Source organism: Phaeobacter sp. A36a-5a, assembly GCF_037911135.1.
GTDB lineage: Bacteria > Pseudomonadota > Alphaproteobacteria > Rhodobacterales > Rhodobacteraceae > Phaeobacter > Phaeobacter bryozoorum.
Genome location: NZ_JBBLYU010000004.1, coordinates 240,412 through 263,376, shown reverse-complemented (window position 1 = coordinate 263,376; position 22,965 = coordinate 240,412). Strand labels below are relative to the sequence as shown.

Sequence of the window (22,965 nt, the reverse complement as noted above, 5' to 3'; positions counted from 1 at the left end):
CTCACGGCGCTGCCCTCGCAGGGGCAGAAGTTGGCCCGTTGCGAAGCCGCCGCACGGTCGGCTTACCTTTGCTCAATGGCGCAATGGCAGGATCTGAGCTGATCGCGATCACCGCCGGGCCTGACACCCCCGGCACCATGGAACAGGGCCCATTGGCATGGGCACGCACAGACGACGTTTTGCGTGCGGGGCAGAGTGCTCCGTCCCGCCTCCGCTTCTGGCGGCGCCGCCACTTGTTATTGCTCTTTGTTCTGGCCGGATATCACCACCGACCAAACAGCCGCAGCAGAGAACAAGAAAAGGACACTCCGGCAGGGCAATGCCCCGACCGGACCATATCCATGCGCATCGCGGCCTGTGCAAACCCAAAGAGGCAAATCGCGGCCAGGACCGCGAAAACCGACAGGGGGTGGGCAGAAACCTGCATTCAGGGCGATGCTAGGTCGGTTTTGTTATGTTTTGGGTCGGATGGATTTGGCGCGGAATTTGCAGGCGGGGCATAACTCCCTGCAAACGATTCATCATTTTCCGGAGAGCGGGCCCATGAAAACCCAAGTCAAAGCATTGGTCGTCGGCGGTGGTGCCGTCGGGACATCCATTGCCTATCACCTCGCCAATGCAGGCTGGGACGATGTCATGCTGATCGAGCGGGATGAGCTGACCTCCGGCTCGACCTGGCACGCAGCCGGCCTGCTGCCGCTGTTCAACATGTCCTATGCGACCACCCACATCCACAAGTACTCGGTCGATTTCTACAAGACCCTGGAAGAGGAAACCGGCCTGAACGCGGGTTTCGCCGTGGTGGGCAACCTGCGCATGGCGCAGACCCAGGAGCGCATGGACGAATACATGCTCTATGCCTCTACCGCAGAGACCTGTGACGTGGCCTATGAGTGGCTGACCCCGGATCAGATCAAGGAGCGCTGGCCGCTGATCGAGACCGGCGACCTGAAAGGCGCGATCTACCACACCGAAGACGGCTACATTAACCCGGCAGACGTGACCCAGGCGATGGCCAAGGGCGCCCGTCAGCGCGGCGTCGAGATCCACCGCAAGCTGCAGGCCGATGCCTTCCACTGGACCGGCACCCACTGGGAAGTCACCTGCACCAAGATGATCGAAAAAGGCGGCAACCTAGTGGAGAGCGACGAGCAGGTCGTGATCACCGCCGAGCATGTCGTGACTGCCTCCGGCAACCACGCGCAGCGCACCGCCAAGATGCTGGGCATCAAGATGCCTGCGATCCCGGTTGAACACACCTTCATCGTCATGGATCAGGACCCCGAGCTGGTCAAATGGCGCGAAGCCGGCAACCCCGAGCACCCGGTGATCCGCGACGCCGACAATGAATCCTACGCGCGCGAAGAGCGCGGCGGCTGGATACTTGGCATCTATGAGCACGGCGCGCCCGCGCGCTTTGAGCATGGCGTGCCCGACAGCTTCCGCGCCGACCTGTTCCCGCTGGATCTGGACCGGATTGCCGACCAGTATATGGCGATGGCGGAACGCGTGCCCTCCTGCGCCGAGAGCGGCCTGAAGGACGATTTCAACGGCCCGATCTGCTACACCCCCGACGGCAACCCGCTGGTTGGTCCGGCACCGGGCCTGCGCAACATGTGGCTGGCTGAGGGCTTCTCCTTCGGCATCACCGCCGCAGGCGGCACCGGCTACTATCTGGCGCAGATGATGGTGGATGGCGAAGCCGAGATCGACATGGCGTCGCTTGACCCGAAACGCTACTCCTCCAACTGGATGACCACCGAGTTCGCCGCGCGCAAGAACGAAGAGTGCTATGAGCACGTCTACATCCTGCACCACCCGGATGAAGAGCGCCCGGCAGCCCGCCCGCTGCGCACAGCGCCCGCGTATGAGCGCCAGAAAGCGCGCGGCGCACAGTTCGGCTGGGTCAACGGCTGGGAACGCCCGAACTACTTCGGCCCGCTGGATGCACCCGACAATTTCGACGAGGAAAGCCGCTCTTTCCGTCGTGGCAAATGGTGGCAGCACGCTGTGGACGAAGCCAAGGCCATCCGCGAAGGCGTTGGTCTGGTGGATGCAACCGCCTTTACCAAGCATGTCGTCAAAGGCCCCGGTGCGACCCAGTTCCTCGACTGGTTCACCTGCAACAAGCTGCCGAAGATCGGCCGCATCAACCTGACCTATGCGCTGACAGCTTTCGGCACCACCCGCACCGAATACACCATCGTGCGCAACGGCGAGAACAACTACTATCTGGTCTCCGCCGGCGCCTGGTCCGAGTATGACGCCGACTTCCTGCGTAAGGCGGCTGAGGACAAGATGGAGGAGTTCGGCTACATCGAGATCCAGGACGTGACCACCCAGTGGGGCGTCTTCGCCATCGCAGGCCCCAAGTCGCGCGATGTGCTGAAAGAGGTGATCGTCGACGCCGATCCGGAAACCGCGCTCTCCAACAAGCGCTTCCCCTGGCTGTCGGCCCGTCAGATCGAATTGGGCATGTGCCCGGTCAATGCGATCCGCGTGGCCTACACCGGTGAGCTGGGCTGGGAGCTGCATCACCCGATCGAGATGCAGAACTACCTGTTCGACCTCTTGGAGAAGGCGGGCGAGAAGCATGGCATGAAGCTGGTCGGCGCCCGCGCCCAGAACTGGCTGCGTCAGGAGAAATCCTACCGTGCCTTCGGCAACGAGCTGGGCCGCGACGCGACCCCGCTGGAAGCCGACCTGCCGCGCTTTGTCGATCTGGAGAAGGACTTCCACGGCAAGGACAAGCTGGTTGAGACCGGCGTCCGCGTCAAATGCTGCACCCTGCTGATCGACGGGCCGGAAGATGCCGATCCCTGGGGCCGCGAGGCGCTTTATGCCGAGGACGGCACCCGTGTAGGCCGCCTGACCTCCGGCGGCTACTCGGTGGCCTTCGAGAAATCCATCGGCATGGGCTACGTAAAGCCTGAGCACGCGGTGGAAGGCACCAAGCTGAAGGTGAAGATCCAGGACAAGTTGTGGGATGCGGTTGTCACCTGCGACAGCCCCTATGATCCAAAGAACGAAACCATCCGCATGAATGGCTAAGGTCTGACGGAAGAGATGAGAAAGCCCCGGCCATTGTGCCGGGGCTTTTTTTCATGTGTACCGGACCCAACAGCGCGATCCTGACAGGGCTGACAAACCCCGTCAGATACGTCCCTCCATGATCGCCTTGACCACAGTTGGATCGGTGATCCCTTCGGAGCCGATGATCACAACACGTGACGCAGCATCCAGCTTCAGCTCATCACGCAGGTCGTGGTCCAGCGCTCCGCACATCAATCCGATAAGACCGGCAACGGCGCTTTCGCCGACGTCGATGCCGGGATCGCCACATGCTCCACCTGCGAGCAGCCGGACGGCTGGGGCGACCAGGCTTTCGGGAATGGTCATGAAACTATCGACGGACTCGCCCAGAACCTCCCAGGCAATCTGCGAAGGCTCGCCGCAGGACAATCCTGCCATCAGCGTTTCCGAGGTGATCGAAACAGCGGTCGCCGCATTGGCCTTGCCGCTGGCAAACAGACAGGGCGCCAGTTCCGGCTCGACAATGATGCTGCGTGGAGCGGCATTGCCCCATTCCTGATGGAAAACCGCAATCACCGATGCAGCCAGCCCGCCAACGCCGCCCTGAAGGAACACATGGGTTGGCGGTTCAGGCAGGTCTCTCACGATTTCCCGCGCCATCACACCGTAGCCGGCCATGACATCCAGCGGTGGTTGCCTATAACCGGGCCAAGAGGTGTCCGACACAATTTTCCAGCCGTGTTTCTCGGCATCAATACGGGTCTGCGCAACCGTTGCATCATAGTCGCCATCGACGCGAATAACCTCGGCTCCCAGCGCCTGCATCGCTTCGGCGCGAAAGCGGCTCACTTCGGCATGGATGTAAATTCGGCACGTCGCCCCAAACCGCTGCGCGCCCCAGGCCACCGACCGGCCGTGATTGCCATCGGTTGCCGAAATCACGGTGATCTCCGAAATCTGACCTGCGAAACTGCCGCTGTGCAGGTCTTCGACGGTGATGGCCCGGCCCGTGGTCTCTGACAGCTCGCGCTGAAGCACGCGCAGAACAGCATAGGCCCCACCCAAGGCTTTGAAACTGCCCAGACCGAACCTCGGTCCTTCGTGTTTGTAGTGGATCGCCTGAATGCCCAGCCTGTCCGCAAGGCTGATCAAATTTGGCATCGGGGTCGGCTGGTAGCCGTCCCAGGTGCCGATTTCGCGGGCAGCCTCGTCAAATCCGCGACGTGGCAGAGCGTCCTGAACCTTCGGCCCCAACCTTGGTTGGGTGGTAAAGACATCTGGTTTGGTGGTTCTGAATATGTCTAGCATCATACGATCCTTTTTTTCGCCTGCGCAAAAATACGTCGCTTTACATGGTATATGGCTTCGGAATCATGGACTGCCGTGCAAAAATTGCGCACAGATATGGCATGGGAAAAGAAAATTTATCACAGGGGCTGGATTCCTATGATCTGGCGATCCTGCGGATCCTGCAACAGGACTGCACCAAGCCACAGCGTCAGATCGGCGAGATGGTCAATCTGTCGACCGCATCGGTCCAGCGGCGTATCCGGCGCATGGAGGCGGATGGCGTGATTTCGACCCAGGCCGCCCAGATCGAGCCGAAGACGGTCGGCCTGCCGCTGACCATTCTTGTGGAGGTCGAACTGAGGGCCGAGACAGCAGGCCGGATCGACGATATCAAGCGCAGCTTCCAAGACGCTCCGGAAATCCAGCAATGCTACTATGTCACCGGCGAAGTGGATTTCATCCTTGTGGCGATCGTTGGGGACATGTCGGAATATGAAGCGCTGACGCAACGGCTGTTTTTTCCGAATGACAATATTCGGAAGTTCCGCACCTTTGTCACTATGGACCGCACCAAGTCGACGATGCAGCTAAATATCTGACCGGTGCCTGACGTGGCGCAGGGCCGACGCGGTCACCTATGTGCCAGCTCTCACCTCGATTGACGTATCGCCACCAGCGCCAGATTGTTGGCGGGCATCTCGATCACCTGGCGCATCTCCAGCCCGCTGTCTTGCAGCCAGTCCATCACGTCGAAATCATCCTTGTAACCGACCTCCGGGTCATGGGCGGTCAGCTTGGCGTGAAAGCCGCGGTCGCCCTCGCTGGTCAGCTCACCGCCGCGCATGAACGGGCCGTAGATCAGGAAGTGCCCGCCCGCCGCCAGATGGCGCGCGGCCTCGCGGATCAGGGTCTGGGCCTCGGGCGTACTGATCAGATGCAGCAGATTGCACAGCACGATCAGATCAAAGCGGCCCAGCCCGTCGGGCCAGGGGGCTTCGGTGGCATCGAGCTGGATCGCCGTCGCGATATTGCGACAGCCGCTGTCACCGGTATAGGCATTGATGCTGGTCAGGCGTGCCGGGTTCACATCGCTGGGCTGCCAGTCCAGATGCGCGCAGCGGCCGGCAAAGCCGACCACATGCTGCCCGGTGCCGCTGGCAATTTCCAGCGCGCGGGGGCGAGGGCCATCCGCACTGTCGGGTTGCGGGGCAATCCGGGCCAGAAGATCCGCGATCGGCTCCAGATTGCGCGCCGCCGACGGAGCAAAGAGTTTTGCCCCTGCATCCGGCAGCGTGACGGAGGCCTCTCCGGGCACCGTGCGCACAACCATCAGCGCAGCCTTTCCGGGCTGAGCGCGGCCACGTTCGTGGCGTCGATGTCCGGTGTCTGCCCGGTGACCAGATCGGCAATCAGCCGCCCGGCGGCGGGGGAGCTCTGCACGCCATAGCCGCCCTGACCTGCACACCAGACAAAACTGGCCACCGCCGGATCCGGCCCCAGCACCGGCACGCCATCGGCTACAAAACTGCGCAGGCCGGCCCAGTTGTGCTCAACTCGGGTGACCGGGGTTGTCACCATCTCCTCATAGCGGGCCAGCCCCTCGGCAAGCACCATGTCATCGGCATAGGCATCCTGCGGCGGCACCGGATCGGCGTCAGCGGGCGAGACCAGCAGCTTGCCGGCATCGGGTTTGGCATACCAGCTCTCACCGACGCCCATGATCATTGGCCAGGTGGTGACATCGTGGCCACCGGGCGCGGGCAGCCGCGCCATGGAGCGGCGCTTGGGTTGCAATCCGATGGGCGCGATCCCGGCCATCTGCGCCAGCTCATCCGCCCAGGCCCCGGCCGCATTGATAATCGTTGTGGCGGTGATCACATCGTCACCGCAGCTCACCTGCCAGCCCGCGGTGCTGCGGTCCAGACCGGTGACAGCGGCGCGGGTGCGGATGTCACCCCCATGGGCGCGCAGCTCTCTGGCAAAGCCCTGCAACAACAGGTCCGCATCCAGATCCTGCGCCGCATCATGGCTGGCCGCAAATTTGACCTGCTCGGGATCAAGCACCGGCACCATCTGGCAGACCGCCGCAACCGAAATCTGCGTCAGATCCAGCTCGGCGCAATCGGCCTCGAAACGCGCGGCCTGATCGGCGCGCCCGACCAGCAGCAGCCCGCGCGGGTTGAGACAGCCATGGGCGCGGTGGTGGGCCTCACTGGCCCGGCTCAGCGCCTGTACCGGCGCGGGGCCGTAATTGGCCTCAAACATCGCCGCAGAGCGCCCGGAGGAGTGATAGCCAAGCGCCTCTTCCCGCTCCAGCACCAGAACACGCCCCCGTGGCGCAAGGGCGGCGGCGGCGCTCAGACCGGCAAGCCCGCCGCCGATGATCAGATAGTCGACCGCTGTCATTGCTGTTCCTCCAGCCGGTCTGTTGCGGGCGCCGGACGCGGTGACAGCGCCGACATGCGGGCGTAGAGGTCCGGCGTCATCTCGATCTCCAGCGCCGCCAGCGACGGGCGCAGCTGTGCGAGTGACCGGGCCGAGATAATGGGGGTCACATTGCGCCCATAGGCGGCGGCCCAGGCCACGGCGAGGCTGGCCGGATCAACCTCCAGTTCGGCGGCAAGATCGGCCAGGGCACGGGCGCTCTCCTGCATCCAGGGCTGACCATAGCGTTCGGCGTAACGCGGATCCTCGTCCAGCCGCCCCCGGCTGTGGCCCGCCTGCTGGGCACTGCTGTATTTGCCCGTCAGCATCCCGCCGCCCAGGGGCGAATAGGGGGCCACATGCAGGCCCTGATCAGCGCACATCGGCAGGATCTCCACCTCGACCTGACGCTTCAGCAGCGAATACATCGGTTGCAGGATGGCGGGCCTCAGGTCGAATTCCTGCCCGATCATGATCGCCTTCATCACCTGCCAGGCGGCAAAGTTCGACAGCCCCAGATAGCGGATCTGCCCGGCGTCGCGCAGCTCGGCGAGACAGGCAAGGGTCTCGCGCAGGTCCGTCTCTTCGTCGTAGCGGTGCAGGTAGAGGATATCGACCATGTCCTGCCCCAGACGCGCGCGCGACTGATCGAGCTGGCGCCGGATATTGTCAGGGCCTGCGCCGCCGGTATAGGCGACCTTGGTGGCGATCAGCAGGCTGTCACGGTCTTCCCGGATCAGCTGGCCCAGCAGCGCCTCGCTACGGCCCTCGGTATAGACCCAGGCGGTGTCGAAATGGGTCACCCCCGCAGCGCGGCAGGCCTGGTACATTTCGGCCGACTGGGCAGCATCGGCGCGGCCGCCAAATTGCATGGTGCCAAAGGCAAGGGGGCTTGCGGGGGTGCCGTCGAGGCTGATCAGTTCGGTGCTCATGCGGCGGAGGGTGGCACGCATCTGCGGCAATCAAAAGCGCAAAATATCGGCGCGGGGCATAAAGAGATCTGCGCGAGACACCGGCTCTGCCCTATCATAATCGTGAGTGGCAAAGCCCCGGTGCGCAGGGTAGGGGAGAGTATGTTCGATTCAAAAATTCGCCCGCTGATCGACCCGATGCTGAATGCCCAGGGGCAGGTCATCGCGCGCGCGGGCATCAGTGCCAATCAGGTGACGCTTCTTGGGCTGGCGCTGGGGCTGCTGGCGGCCGGGATGATCGCCTGTTCGCTCTTTGCGCTGGCGCTGCTGCCGCTGCTTCTGTCGCGGCTGGCCGATGGTCTGGACGGCGCGGTGGCACGCGCCAGCGAGCCAAGCGATTTTGGCGGCTATCTCGATATCACCTGCGATTTCCTGTTCTACGGTGCGGTCCCCCTTGCTTTTGTGCTGGCGGATCCTGTGCAGAATGGCGTGGCCGGGGCGTTCTTGCTGATGACCTTCTATGTGAATGGCACCAGTTTCCTCGGCTATGCGGTGCTGGCGGAGAAACACAAGATGACAAGCACGGCGCGCGGGGTCAAAACGCTTTATTTCACCGGCGGTCTGCTGGAGGGGGCGGAGACGATCGGTTTTTTCGTGCTCTTGTGCCTGCTGCCTGCGTGGTTTGCACCGATGGCCTGGGTGTTTGGCGCGCTCTGTCTGGTGACCGCCACCTCCCGCGTGCTCCTGGCGCTGCGGGTGTTCCGCCGCGACTGAGGGGCAGCGCCGCTGCCGGTGCGGTTTGAGTATTTATGGAAAGATGACGGGCAGGGCCGCGCGCGCTTTGAGGTTCGGCCCATGAACGGACGCGGGAGCGGACCCGAGATCTGCGGCCGGCATCTGCGCGGGGTTATCGGAGGGTGCGCAGCACCACGTTCGAATTCGAACCGGCAATCCAGTCGCTGGCCCCGATCCTGTCATTGAGCGCCGTCAGCGCGGCGACATCCGGCACGGCACATCTGACGATGGCGTCGATCTCACCGGACAGAGACAGCACCTCCTGCACGCCCTCGAGCGAGGCCATCCAGGTCAGCGCATCGGTGCATGGGCGGACCGCAATTCTGACGAAGAGGACCGCCCGGATCAGGTCGTCCTGAGGCTCCGATAGCTGAACCCGATATCCGCTGATCACGCCACGTGTCTCAAGCTTCGACAGCCTGTCCTGAACCGCGGTCCGGGACAGGCCGATCTGGCGCCCGATTTCGGCAGCGCTGGTGCGGGCGTTCCGTTCCAGAACCGCCAATATCCGTTTGTCCGTCCGATCCACGTTGAATTCCCCGATTGGCAGGCTGATCACGTCGGACCGCAAGTATCCGATCCGTTGCCGCAGCCGTAACATCGCAGTTGAGATGAACCACATCAACCACAGCAGCCGGGGGTAGGGCATGAAGAAGATCACCGCAACGGCGTTTACGGGCGAAAAGGCCTGGGACGCGCTGGATATCGAACGCATAAGCGATGCAACCGTGCGGCTGCATTGGACCGACGCGCCGTATAAATGGCATGTCAACGATGGCCCTGAGGTCTTTGTCGTGCTGGACGGTGAGGTCGACATGCATGTTCGCATCGACGGGGCCGAGCGTATCCTGCGCCTGCTGCCGGGTGACATCTTTCATGCCGAGAGCGGCGATGAACATGTGGCGCATCCCGACGGGCCGGTGCGGGCGCTTGTCATTGAAACGGCGGGCAGCATCTAGACGGCGGCATTTGCCCTGCGGTCGCGCGAGAGGAACAGCGACGGCCGCTATGAAAAAGGCCCGCCGGACTGGCGGGCCTTTCTGCTGCGGGTCATCTGAAGGCGGTGGCCGCTTATTGCGGAATGTCGCCTTCCAGGCCTTCGACGTAGAAGTTCATGCCGGCCAGGGTGCCGTCATCGGCGGTCTCGCCTTCGGCCAGCCAGTCGGAGCCGTCCTGCTTTTTGATCGGGCCGGTGAAGGCGTGGTAGGAGCCATCGGCCAGCGCGGCTTTCAGCTCCAGTGCGGAGGCTTTCACATCAGCGGGAACCGCATCGGAGATTTCACCGATGCCAACCATGCCGGCGCCAATACCGTCCCAGGTGTCGCTGCTTGTCCAGGTGCCGTCGATCACGGCCTTGGTGCGGGCGATGTAATAGGGTGCCCAATTGTCGATGATCGAGGAGACGCGCGGCTTGGGCCCGTATTCGGCCATATCAGACGCCTGACCAAAGGTGATCACATTGCCTGCGGCCTGTGCGGCGGCCTGCGGTGCGGTGGAATCGGTGTGCTGCAGGATCACGTCAGCCCCCTGTTCGATCAGCACCTTGGCGGCATCAGCCTCTTTTGCGGGATCAAACCAGGTGAAGGCCCAGACGATCTTGAACTGGACGTCAGGGTTCACCTTCTTGGCGTGCAGATAGGCCGAGTTGATGCCGCGGATCACTTCGGGGATCGGGTAGGAGCCGATGTAGCCGATGATGTTCGACTCCGTCATATGGCCGGCAATGTGGCCCTGAACCGCGCGCCCCTCGTAGAAGCGGGCGGAGTAGGTCGAGACGTTGTCGGCGCGCTTGTAGCCGGTGGCGTGCTCGAACTTCACGTTCGGGAATTTCTTGGCGACGTTGATGGTGGGATCCATGTAGCCAAAGGAGGTGGTGAAGATGAGATCCGCACCTTCCAGCGCCATCTGGGTCATCACGCGCTCGGCATCGGGGCCTTCTGCGACGTTCTCGACATAGACGGTTTCGACCTTGTCGCCGAATTCCGCAACCACGGCCTTGCGGCCCTGATCGTGTTCATAGGTCCAGCCACCGTCACCGACAGGGCCGACATAGACAAAGCCCACTTTGGTCTTGTCCTCGGCCAAGGCCGCACCGGTGGCCAGGCCAAGCGCCACGGCGGCGCTGGTCAGAAGGTTGGTCAGTTTCATCAGGTTCTCCCCAGTTGCATCTATTGGCCCCGACAGCGGGGCAGTGAAAAGCCCCCCGTCAGCGGGAGGCGTGGAAGTTGCGGCCAAGGGCGGCAGGTGCGCTGCTTTTGTCCGCCGAAAGAATGACAAGCACGATAATTGTGATCACGTAGGGCGACATTGCCAGATACTCCACCGGGATGGCAACGCCTGCCGCTTGCAGATTGAGCTGCACCACGGTGACGCCGCCAAAAAGATAGGCACCAAGGAGTGCGCGCCAGGGTTTCCAGCTGGCAAAGACCACCAGCGCCAGCGCAATCCAGCCCACGCCCGCGGTCATGCCTTCGGTCCATTGCGGCACCCGGATAAGGCTGATGTAGGCCCCGCCGATACCGGCACAGGCGCCACCGAACATGATCGCCATCAGGCGGATGCGGATCACCTTATACCCCAGCGCATGGGCAGCATCGTGGTTTTCCCCCACCGCACGCAGCACCAGTCCGGCGCGAGAGAATTTCAGCAGCGCCCAGACTGCGGCGGTCAGCGCGATGCCGAAATAGAGGATGATGTCATGGCCAAAGAGGATCGGGCCAATCACCGGCAGGTCGCTCAGGACGGGGATGTGGATGTCGCTCATCTGTGGCGGTTTCACACCGACGTAGGATTGCCCCATCAGCGCCGACAGGCCGAGGCCGAACAGCGTCAGCGCCAGACCGGAGGCCACCTGATTGGCCTGCGCCACAAGGGTCAGAAAGCCAAACAGAACCGACAGCGCTGCCCCGGCAACAGCGGCGGCAAGGAACCCGATCAGGGGCGAGCCGGTCTCCACCGCGGTGGCAAAGCCTGCGATGGCGCCGGTGATCATCATGCCTTCGACGCCAAGGTTCAGAACGCCTGATTTCTCCACCACCAGTTCGCCAATGGCAGCGATCAGGATCGGTGTGGCCGCCACCATCAGCGAGGCGATGAGCAGGACCGGGTTGATTGCAGAAAGATCCATGTCACACCACCTCGGGTTTGCTGAGCGCAATGCGGAAATTGGTCAGGAGATCCAGCGCCAGAAGGAAGAACAACAGCATCCCCTGAAACACCTGGATCGCCGCCGAAGGCAGGCCCATGTTGGACTGGGCGATATCGCCGCCGATATATGTCAGCGCCATCAGACCACCCGCCAGCAGGATGCCGACAGGGTGCAACCGGCCCAGGAAGGCAACGATAATGGCGGTAAACCCGTAGCCCACGTTGAAATCGATGGAGATCTGGCCAGAGGGACCGGAGACCTCAAACAGCCCCGCAAGACCCGCCAGCGCGCCAGAGGTGCCAAGGCAGAACAGCACCAGCCGGGTGGGGTTCACGCCCGCAAAACGCGCGGCACGTGGCGCCTCGCCAGTCAGGCGGATGTGATAACCCAGCATGTGACGGTTGAGCAGCACATAGGCAAAGATCACCGCGATCAGCGCCGCCACAACACCCCAGTGCATGCCGGTGCCCGTGATCAGCTCGGCGTTATGGGCGCTGTCCCAGGATTGCAGGTTGCGCGAGCCGGGAAAGCCAAAGCCCTCGGGGTTTTTCAGCAATCCCAGCGAGACCGAGGCGAGAAACTGCTCGGCCACATAGACCAGCATCAGCGAGACCAGGATCTCATTGGTGCCAAAGCGCGTTTTCAGCACTGCGGGGATCATCGCCCAGGCCCAGCCCCCCAGCGCGCCTGCCACCACCATCAAGGGAAAGATCAGTGCCGAGTCTGTAGGGTAAAGGGCAAGGCCAGCCCCGGCGCCACAGATGGCGCCCATGATATACTGGCCCTCGGCGCCGATGTTCCAGATACCCGCGCGAAAGCCCAAGGACAGGCCGATGGCGATCAGCACCAGTGGCGCGCCCTTCACCAACAGCTGCGGGCGGTAGTAAAAAGCAAATTCGCCAAACAGCGGATCCCAGAAAATGGTGCGGATCGCCTCAACCGGGTTCTTGCCAAGGGCCGCAAACAAAAGCCCGCCCGCGATCATGGTCGCCAGCACCGCCACCAGCGGCGTCGCCATCGACCAGACCCGCGAGGGCTGTGGTCTCTTTTCTAGCCGGATCATTGTTGTTGTCCCCCCCGGTCGCAGATCTGTGCCTGCGTGCCTGTCATCTTTCCAAAAATACTCACACTCCCGACCCGGCAGCCCGCGCTGCGGCCGGGATGGGCACGCCCGGCTGCGAGGCTAGACATGCGCGACCTCCATCCCATGTGCTCCCCCCATCATCAGGCCGATTTCATCGACGCTCAGCCCGGTTGTGGGGCGCGGCGCGCTCAGGCGGCCTTCGTTCAGGGCGGCAAAACTGTCGGCAATCTCCATCAGCTCATCCAGATCCTGGCTGATGCAGATTACCGCAGTGCCCCCGGCGGCCAGATCCAGCAGCGACTGGCGGATCGCGGCGGCGGCGGCGGCATCCACACCCCAGGTCGGCTGGTTCACCACCAGAACCTCCGGGTTTTGCAGCACCTCGCGGCCAATGACGAATTTCTGCAGATTGCCCCCCGACAGCGAACGCGCCGCGTTTTCAGGTCCGGGGGTGCGCACGTCGAAATTCTTGATGACCTTTTCGGCAAATTCCTTGGCCAGCCCCCATTTCAGAAAGCCGTTGCTGGACAGGCCTTCGCGGGTGGCGGCGGTCAGCATGGCATTTTCCGTCAGGCTCATATCCGGTGCGGCGGCATGGCCGAGACGCTCCTCCGGCGCGGCCAGAATACCCAGGCGACGACGCGCAACAGGGCCAAGGTGGCCGACCGGCGCGCCATGCATCTTGACCGCATCGGCAGCGGTGGTGGTTTCGCCGGACAGCACGCCCAGAAGCTCGTCCTGGCCATTGCCCGCCACCCCGCCAATGCCGAGGATTTCGCCCTTGCGGACGGTCATATGCACATTCTTCAGCGCCGTGCCAAAGGCCGAGGGCGCAGGCACCGACAGGCCGGTGATATCCAGCGCCACATCGCCCAGATCGCGGCCCGCGCGCTCCGGTGTCTGCAGCGCGGTGCCCACCATCAGCTCGGCCATATCGCGGGCCGAGGTTTCAGAGGGGACACATTCGCCGACATTCTTGCCCAGCCGCAGGATGGTGGCGTGATCACAGAGCGTGCGGATCTCTTCCAGCTTGTGCGAAATATACAGGATCGAGGTGCCCTCGGAGCGCAGCTTCTGCAAGGTCTGGAACAGGATATCCACCTCCTGCGGGGTGAGAACCGAGGTCGGCTCATCCATGATCAGCAGCTTGGGGTCCTGCAACAGGCAGCGGATGATCTCCACCCGCTGGCGTTCGCCGGCAGAGAGATCGCCCACCGTGCGATAGGGGTCCAGCGGCAGGCCATAGGTTTCCGAAACCTCGCGGATGCGGCTGGCCAGATCGCGCAGGGCGGGCGGCTGTTCCATGCCAAGGGCGATATTCTCCGCCACGTTCAGCGCGTCAAACAGCGAAAAATGCTGAAACACCATCGCGATGCCATCCGCCCGTGCCTGTCGCGGCTCGGCCGGGGCATAGGGGGCGCCGCGCAGCAGCATGGTACCGCTGTCCGGTTTCACCAGCCCGTAGATCATCTTGACCAGCGTCGATTTCCCGGCGCCGTTTTCGCCGAGCAGGGCATGAACCTCTCCCGCGCCGATATCAAAGGAGACCGTATCGTTGGCAACAACACCAGGATAGGCCTTTGTCAAACCTTGCAGGCTCAGGAGAGGTTGGGTCACGCGCGTCTGTCCTTCTTCAACTCGTCTGTTGCGCCCATCCGCAAGAGCTCTGCCGCGACCCCGACCGCAATCATCTGCGGATGTTTGCCAAGGCCGGGATCCCCGATCGGGCAGGTGAGCCGGGCGATCTGCTCGGGCCGGTGGCCAAGATCCGCCAGCCGCGACCGGAACCGTGCCCATTTGGTGGCAGATCCGATCACCCCGGCAAAGGCAAAGCCGCGCAGCAATAAGGCGTGGCATAGCGCCAGATCCAGCGCATGGGAATAGGTAAGCACCAAATGCCGTGCATTTTCAGGGGCATGCGGCACCAGTGCCGCAGGTTCCGCCGCCGGAACCATAGTGACTGAGGGCGGGATCCGGGCGGGAAAACGGTCAGGGCCGGTATCGACCCAGGTGATGTCGAGATCCGGCAGCGGCGCCAGCACATCAACCAGAGCGCGGCCGACATGGCCCGCCCCCCAGATCCACAGCGGGGTTTCGGCACGATGGACCGGTTCCAGCAGCCAGCCGTCGGCCAGCTGCGCGTCGGGCCGCTGCCCCTGGCTGCGGGCCAGCGCCAGCTTGCGGCGCAGGCCCAGGGGTGGCTCGCCCGGCTCGCCCAGCTCGGTGGACAGGGCGCGCAGGATCACATCGCCATCCAGCCGGTCCAGATCGGCAGCGCGGTAGATCTCGCTCCACAGGGTGACGGAGCCGCCGCAGCATTGCCCCAGATCCGGGCCAAGCGCGCGGATGGACTGCAAACGGGTCTTGCCATCCTGCAACTGGCGGCGGGCAGCCTCGGCGGCCTCATGCTCCAGCGCGCCCCCGCCGATGGTGCCGGACTGGCCGTCGTCCCAGACCAGCATGGCGGCGCCCACCTCACGCGGGGAAGAGCCGCGGATGGCGGCAATCACCACCCGCACCACCGTGCCATGGGCGCCGATCCTGCGGCGCAGATCCTGAAGATCAAACCCCATGGCTCAGGCCCCCGGCGCGATGCGACGCATCGCGCGCCAGATCTCCTCCGCCGTGGCGGGGGCATTGAGCGCAGGATAGGCGGGCGCGAAGTGCCCGACCGCATCACCAAGCGCCAGCCAGGCGGAAATCCCCAGCATAAAGGGCGGCTCTCCCACCGCTTTGGAGCGATAGATGCTGTCCTCGCGGTTCTCGCCGTCCCAAAGAGCCACATTGAACACATCGGGCCGATCCGAACAGGCGGGGATCTTGTAGGTGGAGGGCGCATGGGTGCGCAGATTGCCGGTCTGATCCCAGACCAGTTCCTCTGTGGTGAGCCAGCCTGCACCCTGCACATAGGCGCCTTCGACCTGGCCGATATCCAGCGCCGGGTTCAGCGAGGCGCCGGCATCATGCAGCACGTCGGCGCGCAGAATGCGGTTTTCGCCGGTCAGGCGGTCGACGACAACTTCGGTGATCGCAGCGCCATAGGCAAAGTAGAAAAACGGCCGCCCCTTGCCCTGAATGCGGTCCCATTCCAGTTTCGGCGTTTTGTAGAACCCGGTGGCCGACAGGCTGATACGCCCCTCATAGCAGATCTGTGCTGCACGGGCGAAGGGCAGGGCCTCGGCGCCGATCCGCACCTCATCATCGGCAAACACCACCTCCGCTGCGGTGACCTGATAGCGCTCGGCCAGATGATCGGCCATACGGTCGCGAATGCTGTCGCAGGCGGCCTTTACCGCCATCCCGTTCAGATCGGTGCCGGAGGAGGCGGCGGTGGCCGAGGTATTGGGCACTTTGGCCGTGTCGGTGGCGGTGATCTTCACCTTTTCCAGCCCGATGCCAAAACGGCTGGCGGCCACCTGTGCCACCTTCTGGAACAGGCCTTGCCCCATCTCGGTGCCACCATGGTTCAGATGGACCGAGCCGTCCTGATAGACATGCACCAGCGCACCCGCCTGATTGAGATGGGTGAGGGTGAAGGAAATGCCGAATTTGACCGGAGAAAACGCAATCCCGCGCTTGAGCCGCTCATTCCCGGCGTTCCATTTGGCGATCTCGGCCTTGCGCGCGGCATAATCCGCGCTCTCCAGCAGCTGCCGGGTCATCCCGTGCAGCTCGAAATCGGTGACCTCCATCCCGTAGGGCGTGGTATTGTCCGTCTTCTGGCCGGATATCTTCTGGCCGGAAATATCCCGGGGGGAGGCCGCAGGCCGGGGGGCAGCGCCCCCGTCGCCCGCCGTTTGGGGGGCATCGTAATAGTTCTTCATGCGCAGATCGACCGGATCCAGCCCCAGCTTATGGGCCGCGTGATCCATCACCCGCTCGATCCCGACCATCCCCTGCGGACCGCCAAAGCCGCGATAGGCGGTGGCGCTCTGCCGGTTGGTCTTCAGCCGGTGGCTTTCGATGCGGATCGCGGGGATCGCATAGGCGTTGTCGCTGTGCAGCATGGCGCGGTCGGCCACCGGCAGCGACAGGTCCTGTGCCCAGCCGCAATCGACCAGATGGGTGAACTCAACCCCCAGAATGCGCCCCTCGGCGTCAAAGCCCGCGCGGTAGGAAATGCGAAAGGCGTGACGCTTGCCGGTGATGGTCATGTCGTCGTCGCGGTCATAGCGCATCTTGCAGGTCCGACCGGTGGCGCGTGCGGCGATGGCGCAGGCGACGGCCAGCGCGTTGCCCTGACTTTCCTTGCCACCAAAGCCGCCACCCATGCGCCGGGTCTCAACCCGCACGCTGTGCATCGGCAGGCCGATGGCCTCGGCCACCTTGTGCTGGATCTCGGTCGGGTGCTGGGTCGAGGAGTTGACCAGCATGCCGCCATCTTCCTGCGGCTGGGCGAGGGCGGCCTGACCTTCGAGGTAGAAATGCTCCTGCCCGCCAATGTCGAACGTATCTTCGACCACATGGGCGGCGGCGGAGATGGCGCTGCCTGCGTCGCCTTTGCTGTAGATGCGTGGGCCGTCTTCAAACCGGCTGTCGGCGGCCAGCGCATCCTCCAGCGTCAGGAGGGCCGGGCGTTCGGCGTAGCTGACCTGACCTTTGCGCGCGGCCACCCGCGCAGCACGATGGGAGGTTGCCACCACCAGAAACACCGGCTGGCCGATATAGTGGACAGACCCCTTGGCCAGCAGCGGCTCGTCATGGGCAGACGGCGAGACGTCATTGTCAAACGGCAGATCTTTTGCCGTCAGCACGGCAACCACGCCATTGCTCTGGCGCACGGCGTCCAGCTCCAGTGCGGTGATGTCACCATGGGCCACGGTCGAAAGGCCAAAGGCCAGATGCAGGGTGTCGCGCGGGGTCGGGATGTCATCGACATAGCGCGCCTGACCGGTCACATGTAGCCGTGCCGCATCATGGGGGAGGGGTTTTGCAACAGCCATCACTTCACCTCCAGCACATGTGTGGGTGCGCTTGTCTGGCCCAGATCGTCAAAGTAGCGTGCGAGCATATTTGCCGCAGCCTCCAGCCGGTAATCGGCAGAGGCGCGCATATCGTTCATCGGGGTGAAGTCGCGGGCAAATTCGCCCCGCGCGGTGGCGAGTGTTGCGGCCGACAGGTCTTGACCAATCAGGGCGGCCTCCACGTGGCTGGCGCGTTTGGGCACGCCCGCCATGCCGCCAAAGGCGATGCGCGCGGCGGTGATCCGGCCGGCGTCGACCGTCAGGTTAAAGGCCCCCAGAACGGCGGAGATATCCTGATCGAACCGTTTGGAGAGCTTGTAGACGCGCAAGCCATCGGTCTGCCCCTTCGGGCATGCGGGCAGGGTGATCGCCTCGACAAATTCACCGGGCTGGCGGTCCTGCTTGCCATAGTCGATGAAGAAATCCTCAAGCGGCAGGCTGCGGCGGCTGTCGCCCTTGCGCAGCTCCAGCGTTGCACCAAGTGCGATCAGCGCAGGCGGATTGTCCCCGATGGGGGAGCCATTGGCGATATTGCCGCCGATGGTGGCGGCGGCGCGCACCTGCTGGCTGGCAAAGCGGCGCAGCATTTCGCCATAAGACGGATGCCGCGCGGCGAGGGCGCTGCGCAGCTGGTTCATATCCACCATCGCACCGATACGCAGGCTGCCGTCGGGCTGTTCGGAGATACCTTTCAGGTCATCGCAGCCATCGAGGAAAATCACATCCGACAGATCGCGCAGCTGTTTGGTCACCCAGAGACCGACATCCGTGGCGCCTGCAATCAGCGTCGCGTCCGGGCGGGCAGCATAGGCGGCGGCCAGCTGGTCGGCGGAGGTGGGGCGCAGAGACGTGGCATCGCCGCCTGTGTCAGGCAGGCTGATGGCATCTTCGCCGTGGATCCAGTCGGGGACGGGTTCGGCGCTGGCGGCCTCGGCGGCGCGGATGATCGGCGCATAGCCGGTGCAGCGGCAGAGATTGCCTGCCAGCTGGTCGTCGTGATCCGAGGCGCCATTTTTGTGGGCGGTCACCATCGACATGATGAACCCCGGCGTGCAGAAACCGCATTGGCTGCCGTGGTGGGTGATCATCGCCTCCTGCACCGGATGCAGCTGGCCATCGGGGCCGGCCGCGCCTTCGACGGTGCGGATGGATTTGCCGTGCAGCTGCGGCAGGAACAGGATGCAGGCATTGAGCGGTTTGGCGCCTTTGGCGTCGGTCACCATCACGGTGCAGGCGCCGCAGTCGCCCTCGTTGCAGCCTTCTTTGGTGCCGGTCAGCCCGCGCTCTTCGCGCAGCCAGTCCAGCAGCGTCGCCGTCGGAGAAACCTCCGTCAGCGCGACCTCTTCACCGTTCAGCCGAAAGGTGATTGTCATGTCAGAAACCCGTCGCGTTACTCTGGTTTTCCCTTGGTGCCATCCCTTCGATGCGACGTAGAAGACATGGCGGGCCTTGGTGGTTCCGTTGCCGATAGCCTAGAAAGCAGGCTGTTGTTCTGGCAAGGAAAAGTGACTCTGCCATGGAGTCGATGCGGGGCGCAAGATCCTTGCTGAATACCGGCGTATGCTGTTCTTTTTGAACGACTTTAGGTCAGATTGTCGCGGCGTTGATGGTTGGGTTCGATAAGACTTTCAAAGAAAGCAGAATAATAATCGCTGAATATTGCGGCATCGGGTGAAACCTGCGCGGCGGAACGGGGGATGGGCAGGGTCGCGGCTTCTCTGGTGCGGAACCGCTTTAACCTTGGCGGCGCTGACGCTAGCTTGGCGGGATGACAAGCTCTCCCCGATTCATTCACCTGCGCACCCATACCGAATATTCGCTTTTGGAAGGCGCATTGCGGCTGAAGAAGCTGCCGGATCTTTGCAAAAAACACGAGATGCCCGCGATTGCGGTGACCGACAGCAACAACCTGTTCTCGGCGCTGGAGTTTTCGGTGTCGGCCAGTGGCGCAGGGGTGCAGCCTATCATCGGCTGCCAGGTCGATCTGCGGTCTGCCGAGCCTGCCCCGGGCGAGCGGCCCAAACCGCCAGCGCCGCTGGTGCTGCTGGCGCAGAGCGAGACCGGCTATGAGCATCTGATGAAGCTCAATTCCTGCCTCTATCTGCGGCAGGGCAGCGAGCTGCCGCATGTGACGCTGGAGGAGCTGGCGCAATATGCAGGCGATGTGATCTGTCTGAGCGGCGGGCCGGATGGGCCGGTGGGGCGGCTGTTGCAGCAGGGGCAGCGCCCGGCGGCAGAGGCCCTGATGCAGCGGCTGAAAGCGATCTTTCCAGATCGGCTTTATGTGGAGTTGCAGCGCCATCCGGGCGAACACGGCCAGCCTGAAGCTGAACAGCTGACCGAGCGGGGCCATATCGAGATGGCCTATGCGATGGACCTGCCGCTGGTTGCCACCAATGATGTCTATTTCCCCAACACGGAAATGTATGAGGCCCATGATGCGATGATCTGTATCGCGGAAGGCGCCTATGTCGATCAGGTGGAGCCGCGCCGCAGGCTTACCGCGCAGCATTACTTCAAGAGCCAGGAGGAAATGGTCGCGCTGTTTGCCGACCTGCCCGAGGCGCTGGAAAACACCGTGGAGATCGCCAAACGCTGCGCTTTCATGGCCTATCGGCGCGATCCGATCCTGCCGAAGTTTGCCGATGACGAGGTGGCCGAATTGCGCCGCATCGCCAATGAGGGGCTGCAAAAACGTCTCGCCGTGATCCCCCATGCCGTCAGCGTCGAGGAGTATCAGGAGCGGCTGGATTTTGAGCTGGGCATCATCGAGGGGATGGGGTTCCCGGGCTATTTCCTGATCGTTGCGGACTTTATCCAATGGGCCAAGGATCACGACATTCCGGTGGGGCCGGGGCGGGGTTCCGGTGCGGGCTCGCTCGTGGCCTATGCGCTGACGATTACCGACCTTGACCCGCTGCGCTACAGCTTGCTGTTCGAACGCTTTCTCAACCCCGAACGGGTGTCGATGCCCGACTTCGACATCGACTTCTGCATGGATCGCCGCGAAGAGGTGATCAAATACGTGCAGGAGAAATATGGCCGCGACAAGGTGGGGCAGATCATCACCTTTGGCGCGCTGCTGTCGAAGGCGGCGGTGCGCGATATGGGGCGGGTTCTGCAGATGCCCTATGGCCAGGTGGATCGGCTGTCGAAGCTGATCCCGGTCGAAGGCGTGAAACCGATGTCCATCGTGGACAGTCTGCGCGAAGAGCCGCGGCTGCGCGAGGAGGCGGAGAACGAAGAGGTTGTCGACCGGCTGTTGAAATACGGCATGCAGGTTGAGGGGCTGTTGCGATCAGCGGGCACCCACGCGGCGGGCGTGGTGATCGGTGACCGACCACTGGATGCGCTGGTGCCGCTTTACCGCGATCCGCGCTCCGACATGCCCGCCACCCAGTTCAACATGAAATGGGTGGAACAGGCCGGTCTGGTGAAGTTCGACTTCCTCGGCCTGAAGACGCTCACCGTCATTCAGAACGCGATGGACCTGATTTTCCAGTCGGGCCGCGATCTGCATGTCGCCGCCGATGGCACCCAGCTTTATGATCCGCCGGAGGGGGCGGAGAACCAGATCAACGCCATCCCGCTGGACGATGCCGTTACCTATGACCTTTATTCGCGGGCCAAGACGGTGGCGGTATTCCAGGTGGAATCCACCGGCATGATGGACGCGCTGAAGCGCATGAAACCCACCTGTATCGAGGATATCGTGGCGCTGGTGGCGCTCTATCGTCCGGGTCCGATGGAGAACATCCCGGTCTATTGCGAGGTCAAGAATGGACTGCGCAAGATCCAGTCGGTGCATCCGCTGATCGACCATATCCTTGAGGAAACCCAAGGCATTATCGTCTATCAGGAACAGGTGATGCAGATCGCCCAGGTGATGGCGAATTACACGCTGGGCGGCGCCGACCTGCTGCGTCGCGCCATGGGTAAGAAGATCAAGGAGGCGATGGACGCCGAACGCCCCAAATTTGAAAAGGGGGCGGCAGAAAACGGCGTGCCTGCCAAGAAGGCGTCGGAGGTGTTCGACCTTCTGGAGAAATTCGCCAACTACGGCTTCAACAAATCGCACGCGGCGGCCTATGCGGTGGTCAGCTACCAGACCGGCTGGCTGAAGGCGAACCACCCGGTGGAGTTCATGGCTGGCGTCATGAACTGTGATATCCATCTGACGGATAAGCTGGCGATCTATTTCGAAGAGGTCAAAAAAGGCCTGAGCCTGCCCTATGTGCCGCCCTGTGTGAACCGCTCCGAGGCGACATTCAATGTGGTCAAGGGCGAGCTGGTCTATGCGCTGGGCGCGCTGAAAAACGTCGGTGTCGAGGCGATGCGGCTGGTGACAACGGCGCGGCGCGAGAGCGGGCAGGACAAACCCTTTGCCACGCTGTTTGATTTTGCCCGCCGGGTGGATCTGAAAAAGGTCGGCAAGCGTCCGCTGGAAATGCTGGCGCGGGCGGGCGGCTTTGACCAGCTGGACAGCAACCGGCGCCGGGTGTTTGAGAGCCTCGGCGCGCTGGTGGATTATTCCGCCGCTGTGCATGATCAGCGCAATTCCAGCCAGGTCTCGCTGTTTGGCGAGGCGGGCGAGGACCTGCCCGAACCGCGCCTGCCCAACGTGCCCGACTGGCTGCCCGCCGAACGGCTGTCGGAGGAGTTCAAGGCGATTGGTTTCTACCTCTCGGGCCACCCGCTGGACGACTACATGCCTGCGCTCAAACGCAAGGATGTGATGACGCTGGACGAGGTCACGGCCAAGGCCGAGCGCGGTCCCTTCATGGCGAAGATGGCCGGGGTTGTGGCCGGGCGGCAGGAACGCAAATCGGCGCGCGGCAACCGCTTTGCCTTTGCCCAGCTGTCGGACACCAGCGGCGGCTATGAGGTCACGCTGTTTTCCGAAGTGCTGGAGAAATCACGCGAATACCTGGAAACCGGTGCCAAGGTGGTGATCACCGCCGAGGCCACGATGGAAAGCGATCAGCTGAAGCTGCTGGTGCGATCTGTCGGGCCGGTGGATGCGGCGATTGCTGACGCCGGGCGCAGTTCGCTGCGGGTCTATATCTCGCAGGCAAGCGCAGTGGCGACGGTGGCGCAGGTGCTGGAAGACGCCAAGAAAGCCGCCCGCAACGCCTCGCGCGGGGAGGTCTATATGTACCTGCAGGATCCCGGCCTGCCCGGTGACGTTGAGATGGATCTGGGCCAGCCCTTCCCCATCAATCCCCAAATCAAAGGCGCCCTGAAGTCGCTGGACGGGGTGATGGATGTTGAGGAGATTTGACGGTGTAGACTGCCGTTTGCCCGGCTGACAGGCGC

17 protein-coding genes are annotated in these 22,965 nt (G+C 63.3%); 5 read left to right on the top strand and 12 right to left on the bottom strand.

Translation table 11 applies throughout. The features are described 5' to 3' along the window. Nucleotides 1-543 precede the first annotated feature (543 nt). On the top strand, nt 544-3,051 hold the full coding sequence (locus WLQ66_RS16775) for a GcvT family protein (RefSeq protein WP_340547472.1): 2,508 nt from the start codon (nt 544-546) through the stop codon (nt 3,049-3,051). A gap of 102 nt (nt 3,052-3,153) precedes the next feature. Here the strand turns inward: WLQ66_RS16775 and WLQ66_RS16770 are convergent, their stop codons facing one another. Beyond that, the gene (locus WLQ66_RS16770) at nt 3,154-4,341 is read right to left on the bottom strand and encodes a diaminopropionate ammonia-lyase (protein ID WP_340547471.1); all 1,188 of its coding nucleotides are present in this window, start codon (nt 4,339-4,341) and stop codon (nt 3,154-3,156) included. A 101-nt stretch (nt 4,342-4,442) separates the two neighbouring features. Here WLQ66_RS16770 and WLQ66_RS16765 point away from each other — a divergent pair, with 101 nt between their 5' ends. After that, entirely contained in the window at nt 4,443-4,922 is a 480-nt protein-coding gene (locus tag WLQ66_RS16765) for an Lrp/AsnC family transcriptional regulator (protein WP_340547470.1), read from the top strand. Between the two features lie 50 nt (nt 4,923-4,972). On the opposite strand, the gene WLQ66_RS16760 is transcribed toward WLQ66_RS16765, so the two are convergent. Genes WLQ66_RS16760 through WLQ66_RS16750 form a run of 3 tightly spaced genes read right to left on the bottom strand, consistent with a single transcriptional unit; the run spans nt 4,973 to nt 7,679 of the window. Continuing rightward, nucleotides 4,973-5,653, bottom strand: coding sequence for a DUF938 domain-containing protein (locus WLQ66_RS16760; protein WP_340547469.1), 681 nt, complete (start codon nt 5,651-5,653; stop codon nt 4,973-4,975). Then, entirely contained in the window at nt 5,653-6,729 is a 1,077-nt protein-coding gene (locus tag WLQ66_RS16755; RefSeq protein WP_340547468.1) for an NAD(P)/FAD-dependent oxidoreductase, read from the bottom strand. The genes WLQ66_RS16760 and WLQ66_RS16755 overlap by 1 nt, the downstream gene beginning before the upstream one ends. Next, on the bottom strand, nt 6,726-7,679 hold the full coding sequence (locus tag WLQ66_RS16750) for an aldo/keto reductase (protein ID WP_340547536.1): 954 nt from the start codon (nt 7,677-7,679) through the stop codon (nt 6,726-6,728). The genes WLQ66_RS16755 and WLQ66_RS16750 overlap by 4 nt, the downstream gene beginning before the upstream one ends. A 141-nt stretch (nt 7,680-7,820) precedes the next feature. Here WLQ66_RS16750 and WLQ66_RS16745 point away from each other — a divergent pair, with 141 nt between their 5' ends. Beyond that, nucleotides 7,821-8,432 (top strand): CDP-alcohol phosphatidyltransferase family protein, encoded by a 612-nt coding sequence (locus WLQ66_RS16745; protein WP_340547467.1) that lies wholly within the window; start codon nt 7,821-7,823, stop codon nt 8,430-8,432. Nucleotides 8,433-8,565: 133 nt separating this feature from the next. Here WLQ66_RS16745 and WLQ66_RS16740 read toward each other — a convergent pair whose 3' ends face one another. Beyond that, nucleotides 8,566-9,102 carry an Lrp/AsnC family transcriptional regulator gene (locus WLQ66_RS16740; protein ID WP_231739530.1) on the bottom strand — a complete coding sequence of 179 codons (537 nt, stop codon included), beginning with the start codon at nt 9,100-9,102 and terminating at the stop codon, nt 8,566-8,568. Between WLQ66_RS16740 and WLQ66_RS16735 the strand changes: the two genes are divergently transcribed. Next, entirely contained in the window at nt 9,101-9,412 is a 312-nt protein-coding gene (locus tag WLQ66_RS16735; RefSeq protein ID WP_340547466.1) for a cupin domain-containing protein, read from the top strand. The genes WLQ66_RS16740 and WLQ66_RS16735 overlap by 2 nt on opposite strands. Nucleotides 9,413-9,524: 112 nt before the next feature. On the opposite strand, the gene WLQ66_RS16730 is transcribed toward WLQ66_RS16735, so the two are convergent. The 7 genes from WLQ66_RS16730 to xdhA form a co-directional block, all read right to left on the bottom strand. Further along, nucleotides 9,525-10,601: a BMP family ABC transporter substrate-binding protein gene (locus WLQ66_RS16730; RefSeq protein ID WP_340547465.1), complete on the bottom strand. Its 1,077-nt coding sequence runs from the start codon at nt 10,599-10,601 to the stop codon at nt 9,525-9,527. A 58-nt stretch (nt 10,602-10,659) separates the two neighbouring features. After that, complete coding sequence (locus WLQ66_RS16725; protein ID WP_340547464.1) at nt 10,660-11,580, bottom strand: ABC transporter permease; 921 nt, start codon at nt 11,578-11,580, stop codon at nt 10,660-10,662. Between the two features lies 1 nt (nt 11,581). Continuing rightward, complete coding sequence (locus WLQ66_RS16720; protein WP_340547463.1) at nt 11,582-12,664, bottom strand: ABC transporter permease; 1,083 nt, start codon at nt 12,662-12,664, stop codon at nt 11,582-11,584. Between the two features lie 120 nt (nt 12,665-12,784). Then, complete coding sequence (locus WLQ66_RS16715) at nt 12,785-14,302, bottom strand: ABC transporter ATP-binding protein (protein ID WP_340547462.1); 1,518 nt, start codon at nt 14,300-14,302, stop codon at nt 12,785-12,787. Next, nucleotides 14,299-15,258: a xanthine dehydrogenase accessory protein XdhC gene (gene xdhC / locus WLQ66_RS16710; protein ID WP_340547461.1), complete on the bottom strand. Its 960-nt coding sequence runs from the start codon at nt 15,256-15,258 to the stop codon at nt 14,299-14,301. The genes WLQ66_RS16715 and xdhC overlap by 4 nt, the downstream gene beginning before the upstream one ends. A gap of 3 nt (nt 15,259-15,261) precedes the next feature. Beyond that, the gene (gene xdhB, locus WLQ66_RS16705) at nt 15,262-17,628 is read right to left on the bottom strand and encodes a xanthine dehydrogenase molybdopterin binding subunit (RefSeq protein WP_340547460.1); all 2,367 of its coding nucleotides are present in this window, start codon (nt 17,626-17,628) and stop codon (nt 15,262-15,264) included. Then, nucleotides 17,628-19,022, bottom strand: coding sequence for a xanthine dehydrogenase small subunit (gene xdhA / locus WLQ66_RS16700; RefSeq protein WP_340547459.1), 1,395 nt, complete (start codon nt 19,020-19,022; stop codon nt 17,628-17,630). Before xdhA ends, xdhB begins: the two co-directional genes overlap by 1 nt. A 395-nt stretch (nt 19,023-19,417) precedes the next feature. Between xdhA and dnaE the strand changes: the two genes are divergently transcribed. Further along, on the top strand, nt 19,418-22,930 hold the full coding sequence (gene dnaE / locus WLQ66_RS16695; protein WP_340547458.1) for a DNA polymerase III subunit alpha: 3,513 nt from the start codon (nt 19,418-19,420) through the stop codon (nt 22,928-22,930). Nucleotides 22,931-22,965: the final 35 nt, after the last annotated feature.

Coding starts and splice junctions, on each gene's coding strand:
- WLQ66_RS16725 (WP_340547464.1), bottom strand. CDS start 11,580: ATGGATCTTTCTGCAATCAACCCGGTCCTGCTCATCGCCTCGCTGATG.
- WLQ66_RS16770 (WP_340547471.1), bottom strand. CDS start 4,341: ATGCTAGACATATTCAGAACCACCAAACCAGATGTCTTTACCACCCAA.
- xdhC (WP_340547461.1), bottom strand. CDS start 15,258: ATGGGGTTTGATCTTCAGGATCTGCGCCGCAGGATCGGCGCCCATGGC.
- WLQ66_RS16775 (WP_340547472.1), top strand. CDS start 544: ATGAAAACCCAAGTCAAAGCATTGGTCGTCGGCGGTGGTGCCGTCGGG.
- dnaE (WP_340547458.1), top strand. CDS start 19,418: ATGACAAGCTCTCCCCGATTCATTCACCTGCGCACCCATACCGAATAT.
- WLQ66_RS16730 (WP_340547465.1), bottom strand. CDS start 10,601: ATGAAACTGACCAACCTTCTGACCAGCGCCGCCGTGGCGCTTGGCCTG.
- xdhA (WP_340547459.1), bottom strand. CDS start 19,022: ATGACAATCACCTTTCGGCTGAACGGTGAAGAGGTCGCGCTGACGGAG.
- WLQ66_RS16740 (WP_231739530.1), bottom strand. CDS start 9,102: ATGCCCTACCCCCGGCTGCTGTGGTTGATGTGGTTCATCTCAACTGCG.
- WLQ66_RS16755 (WP_340547468.1), bottom strand. CDS start 6,729: ATGACAGCGGTCGACTATCTGATCATCGGCGGCGGGCTTGCCGGTCTG.
- WLQ66_RS16720 (WP_340547463.1), bottom strand. CDS start 12,664: ATGATCCGGCTAGAAAAGAGACCACAGCCCTCGCGGGTCTGGTCGATG.
- WLQ66_RS16745 (WP_340547467.1), top strand. CDS start 7,821: ATGTTCGATTCAAAAATTCGCCCGCTGATCGACCCGATGCTGAATGCC.
- WLQ66_RS16765 (WP_340547470.1), top strand. CDS start 4,443: ATGGGAAAAGAAAATTTATCACAGGGGCTGGATTCCTATGATCTGGCG.
- WLQ66_RS16760 (WP_340547469.1), bottom strand. CDS start 5,653: ATGGTTGTGCGCACGGTGCCCGGAGAGGCCTCCGTCACGCTGCCGGAT.
- xdhB (WP_340547460.1), bottom strand. CDS start 17,628: ATGGCTGTTGCAAAACCCCTCCCCCATGATGCGGCACGGCTACATGTG.
- WLQ66_RS16735 (WP_340547466.1), top strand. CDS start 9,101: ATGAAGAAGATCACCGCAACGGCGTTTACGGGCGAAAAGGCCTGGGAC.
- WLQ66_RS16750 (WP_340547536.1), bottom strand. CDS start 7,679: ATGAGCACCGAACTGATCAGCCTCGACGGCACCCCCGCAAGCCCCCTT.